4 protein-coding genes are annotated in these 5,432 nt (G+C 36.9%); 2 read left to right on the top strand and 2 right to left on the bottom strand.

The window, feature by feature from the left end:
• The first annotated feature begins 126 nt into the window (after positions 1-126).
• Positions 127-1,548 carry a chromosomal replication initiator protein DnaA gene (gene dnaA / locus HMPREF9074_RS06850; RefSeq protein ID WP_009392847.1) on the top strand — a complete coding sequence of 474 codons (1,422 nt, stop codon included), beginning with the start codon at positions 127-129 and terminating at the stop codon, positions 1,546-1,548.
• Entirely contained in the window at positions 1,548-2,723 is a 1,176-nt protein-coding gene (locus HMPREF9074_RS06845; RefSeq protein ID WP_009392832.1) for an alanine dehydrogenase, read from the top strand. Before dnaA ends, HMPREF9074_RS06845 begins: the two co-directional genes overlap by 1 nt.
• 66 nt (positions 2,724-2,789) lie before the next feature.
• Here HMPREF9074_RS06845 and recQ read toward each other — a convergent pair whose 3' ends face one another.
• Positions 2,790-4,979, bottom strand: coding sequence for a DNA helicase RecQ (recQ, locus tag HMPREF9074_RS06840; RefSeq protein ID WP_009392831.1), 2,190 nt, complete (start codon positions 4,977-4,979; stop codon positions 2,790-2,792).
• Positions 4,980-5,080: 101 nt separating this feature from the next.
• Positions 5,081-5,432: DUF3109 family protein (locus tag HMPREF9074_RS06835; protein WP_034540094.1), on the bottom strand; the 352-nt coding region annotated here is incomplete at its 5' end.

Raw genomic sequence — 5,432 nt, 5'->3', positions numbered from 1 at the left:
TATTCAAAAATTATTCACAATTTTGCTCACTGAAATAACAACATATTTATTTCGTGCAAAATTAGTAAAAAAATCTAATAATCAAAGTTTTAGGTGAAAGCAGCTGCCTAAAAATAGTTCAGAATTATGGAAGAAGCAACTAAAAAAGTCTGGGCTAAGTGCCTCGAATTTATAAAGGACAATATTGATGAGCAACCATTTCTCACGTGGTTCGCTCCTATAGTGCCTGTGACTTTAGAAGGAAAAACGCTTAAAATAAAAGTGCCAAGCCAATTCGTTTACGAGTGGTTAGAAGATAATTATATAGGATTGCTCAAGTCGGCTATGACCTACACTTTAGGTGAAGGGGCTCGATTAATATATATAATTGACTCTCTTGTTGATAAAAAGCAGCTGCCAAGTACTAACCGACCAGAGTTAGCTAAACAATCTTTGACATTAGCTACTGAGGCCAAAGACCCTGAGCTTAAGAACCCTTTTGTAATCCCAGGGATTCGCGAGATAACAGTCGATCCTCAACTAAATTTGCACCAAAACTTTGATAATTTTGTAGAAGGCGAATCAAACAGATTAGCGCGCTCTGCAGGCATAGCTGTAGCCAATAAACCGGGCGGAACGGCGTTCAATCCTTTGTTTATTTTCGGGGGAGTAGGATTAGGCAAGACGCACTTAGCGCACGCTATTGGGGTAGATATTAAAGAGAAATACCCTAAAAAGAAAGTACTATATGTGTCTGCCGAAAAGTTTACCCAGCAGTTCATTAGTGCTTCTACAGCCAAAGACAAAGATAAAAACAACCTCAACGACTTTATTCACTTCTATCAGCTTATCGATGTGCTGATTGTAGATGACATACAATTTCTTTCAGGAAAAGTGAAGACGCAAGATGCTTTCTTCCATATTTTCAACCATTTACACCAAACCGGTAAGCAGGTTATTCTAACCTCTGATAAAGCCCCTGTCGATTTGTTCGACATAGAACAGCGACTTCTTTCGCGTTTCAAATGGGGACTTTCAGCCGAGCTTACCACTCCTGATTATAATACCCGTTATAAGATATTACAAAATAAATTCTATACTGATGGGGCTGAAATAAGTGAGGATATTATAGCTTATTTAGCAGAAAATATACGTACTAATGTTCGTGAACTCGAGGGTGTGAGCAATTCACTTATAGCACAAGCAGCTTTCAACCGCAAAGAATATTCTATTGAATTGGCGCAGAGTATCATAGAAAAATCGGTAAAGAATAGCCAATGCGATCTAACGATAGACCATATACAGCAAATTATCGCTGACTATTTCAATTTAGATATTGAGTCATTACACTCTAAGACTCGTAAGCGTAATGTGGTACAAGCGCGACAATTAGCGATGTTTTTCAGTAAGAAATACACTAAAAGCTCGTTATCAACCATTGGTAGTCAGATAGGCCAACGCGATCACGCTACAGTGCTACACGCTTGCAAAACAGTTGAAAATCTAATAGAAACTGATAGAGAGTTCAAAAAGTATGTAAGCGATTTAGAAACTAAATTTTCAGACTAATGCAATCGTCATTAACACAACTTATACCGCAAGAAGAACGTTTAGCAGTAGCTACTGAGCAAAAATCATTAAAGATAGGGCTACCTAAAGAACGTGTATTTCAGGAGAGGCGTATTTGTCTAACTCCTGATGATGTAGCGGTGCTTGTTGCTAATGGTCATCAACTACTTATTGAGGTAGGTGCGGGTGATGAGGCTAACTTTTCAGATAAAGATTACAGCGAGGCAGGCGCAGAGATTATATATGATACACGCGAAGTTTTTTCTTGTCCAATAGTATTAAAAGTAGAGCCGCCTACCTATGAAGAAATAGACTTCCTGAGCCACAAGGCTACTCTAATCTCTGGATTGCAGATAAATACACAAGACAAAGCATATTTTGAAGCACTTGCTGAGAAGCAAATCACAGCATTAGCATTTGAACATATAAAAGACGAAGAAGATAACTACCCCATACACGAGTCAATTAGCGAAATCACAGGAATAGCCTCCGTATTGATAGCTGCAGAGCTTATTTCAGAAAGAAGTAGATTGTTATTTGGCAATATTACAGGAGTTCCTCCTATAGAAGTAGTGTTATTAGGGGCTAATGAAGTAACAGAAGCTGCAGCTAAAACATCTTTAGGATTGGGGGCTAATGTGAAAATATTTGCAAAATCGCTTACCAAGCTAAAAGAAATTAAGCAACATCTGCCGGCTTCAGTATATACATCAGCATTACAACCTAAATTGTTAAAGAAAGCATTAATGCGCTGCAATGTGCTTATAGGGGCAATGCGTGGAGAGACGCGTTCACCTATAGTAGTAAGCGAAGATATGGTACAGCTGATGAAAAAAGGAGCTGTTATAGTAGATACAAGCATTGGTACAGGTGGCTGCATAGAGACTATTCAAGTTACTACTTTAGATAATCCTACTTATATAAAGCACAACGTACTACATTATGGGGTGCCTAATCTTCCTTCTCGTTATGCCCGTACAGCCTCTTTTTCATTAAGTAATATTATAATGCCTTATCTACTAAAAATAGGGGAGGAGGGAGGTATAGAAAATACCTTACAGATAGATAAAGGCTTACGCAATGGACTTTATCTTTATCGTGGTATCCTTACTGATACTACTATTTCTAAATGGTTTGGAATACCTTGTAAACCTTTGCATTTGTTGTTTTATTAGAAACAAAAAAGAGAATGAAGTCATTTTGCTTAATTCTCTTTTTATTTTTGTATTATGTAAGTATTCTTAATTTGCTACTTCACTAATAAATTTAAGTCGGTAGATTCTTAGTTCATCATCTTCATAATCACCACCAAACTCTTTTGAAGCTATTGAAATCTTATCACTATCTGCTTCCATAAAATATTCATGTAGTTCTTCTTGTTGTTCTTCATCAAAGATTTCATTTACCCAATAATCAATGTTTAGCTTAGTACCGCTATATACTATTTGTTCCATTTCTTTTAAGAACTCATCCATTTCTAAACCTTTAGCTTTAGCAATATCAGGTAATGGCAATTTGCGGTCTATATTCTGAATGATAAACAATTTCAATGACGAGTTAGAGCCCGTAGTTTTTACTATAAGGTCTTCAGCTCTAACAATATCATTTTCTTCTACATAACGCTCAATAAGTTTTACAAACTCAGCTCCAAATTTCTTTGCTTTACCCTCTCCAATACCGTGAACATTGGTAAGTTCTTGAATGGTAATAGGGTATTTCAGTGCCATATCTTCTAATGAAGGATCTTGGAACACTACAAATGGTGGCACTCCTTTTTGTTTAGCTACTTTCTTACGCAAATCTTTAAGCATTTCTAATAGTACAGGGTCTGCTACTGAAGTATTACCATTATTAGGGTCTTCTGGTTCTTCTTCAAAAGTATGGTCTTCAGTCATCATAAAGGAGGTTACATTTTTAAGGTACTCTTTACCTTTTTCTGTGATAAACATCACTCCATATGTCTCAATGTCTTTGCGGATAAGACCATTTACCATTACTTGGCGTAGAAGTGCCATCCAGTAAGCATCTTCTTTATCTTTGCCTATACCAAAAAAATCTTGTTCATCTATGCGGTGTGCTTTTATGAGAGCGCTTACTTTACCAATGAGTGTATTTACTATCTCTTTAGCTTTAAATTTCTGTTTAGTAGCTATAATCACATTCAGTAGCTTTACTACATCATCTTTAGCTTCTTTCTTTTCTTTAGGGAAACGTACATTGTCATCCATATTAGCACCTTCACCATTCACTTCATCAAACTCTTCTCCAAAGTAGTGCAATATAAACTTGCGACGTGAACTTGAGGTCTCTGCGTATGCCACTATATCTTGTAGTAAGGCTTGTCCTATTTCTTGTTCAGCTATAGGTTTGCCTATCATAAATTTCTCTAACTTCTCAACATCTTTGTATGAGTAGAAAGCCAAACAATGTCCTTCACCACCATCACGCCCGGCACGTCCTGTTTCTTGATAATAACTCTCAATACTTTTAGGAATATCGTGGTGAATAACGAAGCGTACATCAGGTTTATCAATGCCCATACCAAAAGCAATCGTAGCTACGACTACATCTACCTCCTCCATTAAGAACATATCTTGATGTTTAGCACGTGTTTTAGCGTCTAAGCCCGCGTGGTAAGGTACTGCCGAAATGCCATTTACTTGTAGTGTTTGAGCAAGATCTTCCACTTTCTTTCTGCTAAGACAATATATAATACCAGATTTCTTAGTATTTTGCTTTACAAATCGAATAATATCAGCATCAACATTCTTAGTCTTAGGGCGTACTTCGTAGTATAAATTAGGGCGATTGAATGACGATTTGAATACATTAGCTTCTAACATACCTAAGTTTTTCAGTATGTCTTCTTGCACTTTAGGGGTAGCTGTAGCCGTAAGGGCTACTATAGGGATATTACTACCTAATCGTTCAATAATAGTTTTTATATTTCGGTATTCGGGGCGGAAGTCGTGCCCCCATTCTGAGATACAGTGCGCTTCATCTACTGCAACAAATGATATTGGCACTGTTTTTAAGAAGTTAGCATATTCTTCTTTGATGAGAGATTCAGGAGCTACATATAATAATTTGGTTTTGCCATTGCTAATATCTTCCATCACTTCGCGAATTTCATTTTTGGTAAGTGATGAATTGAGTACGTGCGCAATACTATCAGTAGACGAAATACCTCGCATCGCATCTACTTGGTTTTTCATCAGAGCAATCAGAGGCGAAATCACAATGGCAGTGCCTTCTAAAACTAAAGCAGGTAGTTGGTAGCACAATGATTTACCACCACCTGTGGGCATTATAACAAAGGTATTCTCCTTGTTAATCACACTGGTAATAATCTCTTCTTGATGCCCTTTAAACGCTTCAAAACCGAAGTAATGCTTCAGCGCATCGTGTAAATCATTCTTTGTCATTTTCATATTTAACTTTTCTTGTTTCTTTAGTGCTGAGTTATTCTGTATCTAATTTTATTTTACAAATATACAACTTTTTCTGATAACCCCAAAATAAATACAAAAAATTATTTTTTTTCTTTTAAGTGCTCAGCAATTAGCTCTAATTCTTCATACCATTCCTCTCCAAATTTTCTAATAAGAGCATTTTTTACAAATTTATATATAGGCACTTGCAGTTCTTTGCCTAAAGCACAAGCGTCATCGCATATAGGAGACCAACGATGGTAATTCACTGCTGTAAATGAACTATATTCACGTAGCCGGATAGGGTAGAGGTGACACGAAATAGGCTTCTTCCAATCTATTTTCTTGTCATTATAGGCTTGCTCAATAGCACATAGTGCCCACCCACTTTCATTTCTAACTACATAAGCGCACTCTCCTCCGTTGATAAGTGGTGTTTCCCATTCGCCGTCT

The organism is Capnocytophaga sp. oral taxon 329 str. F0087 (genome assembly GCF_000213295.2).
Lineage (GTDB): Bacteria > Bacteroidota > Bacteroidia > Flavobacteriales > Flavobacteriaceae > Capnocytophaga > Capnocytophaga leadbetteri_A.
The sequence above is the reverse complement of the archived record's forward strand: the minus strand, read 5'-3'. Positions and strand labels throughout refer to the sequence as shown.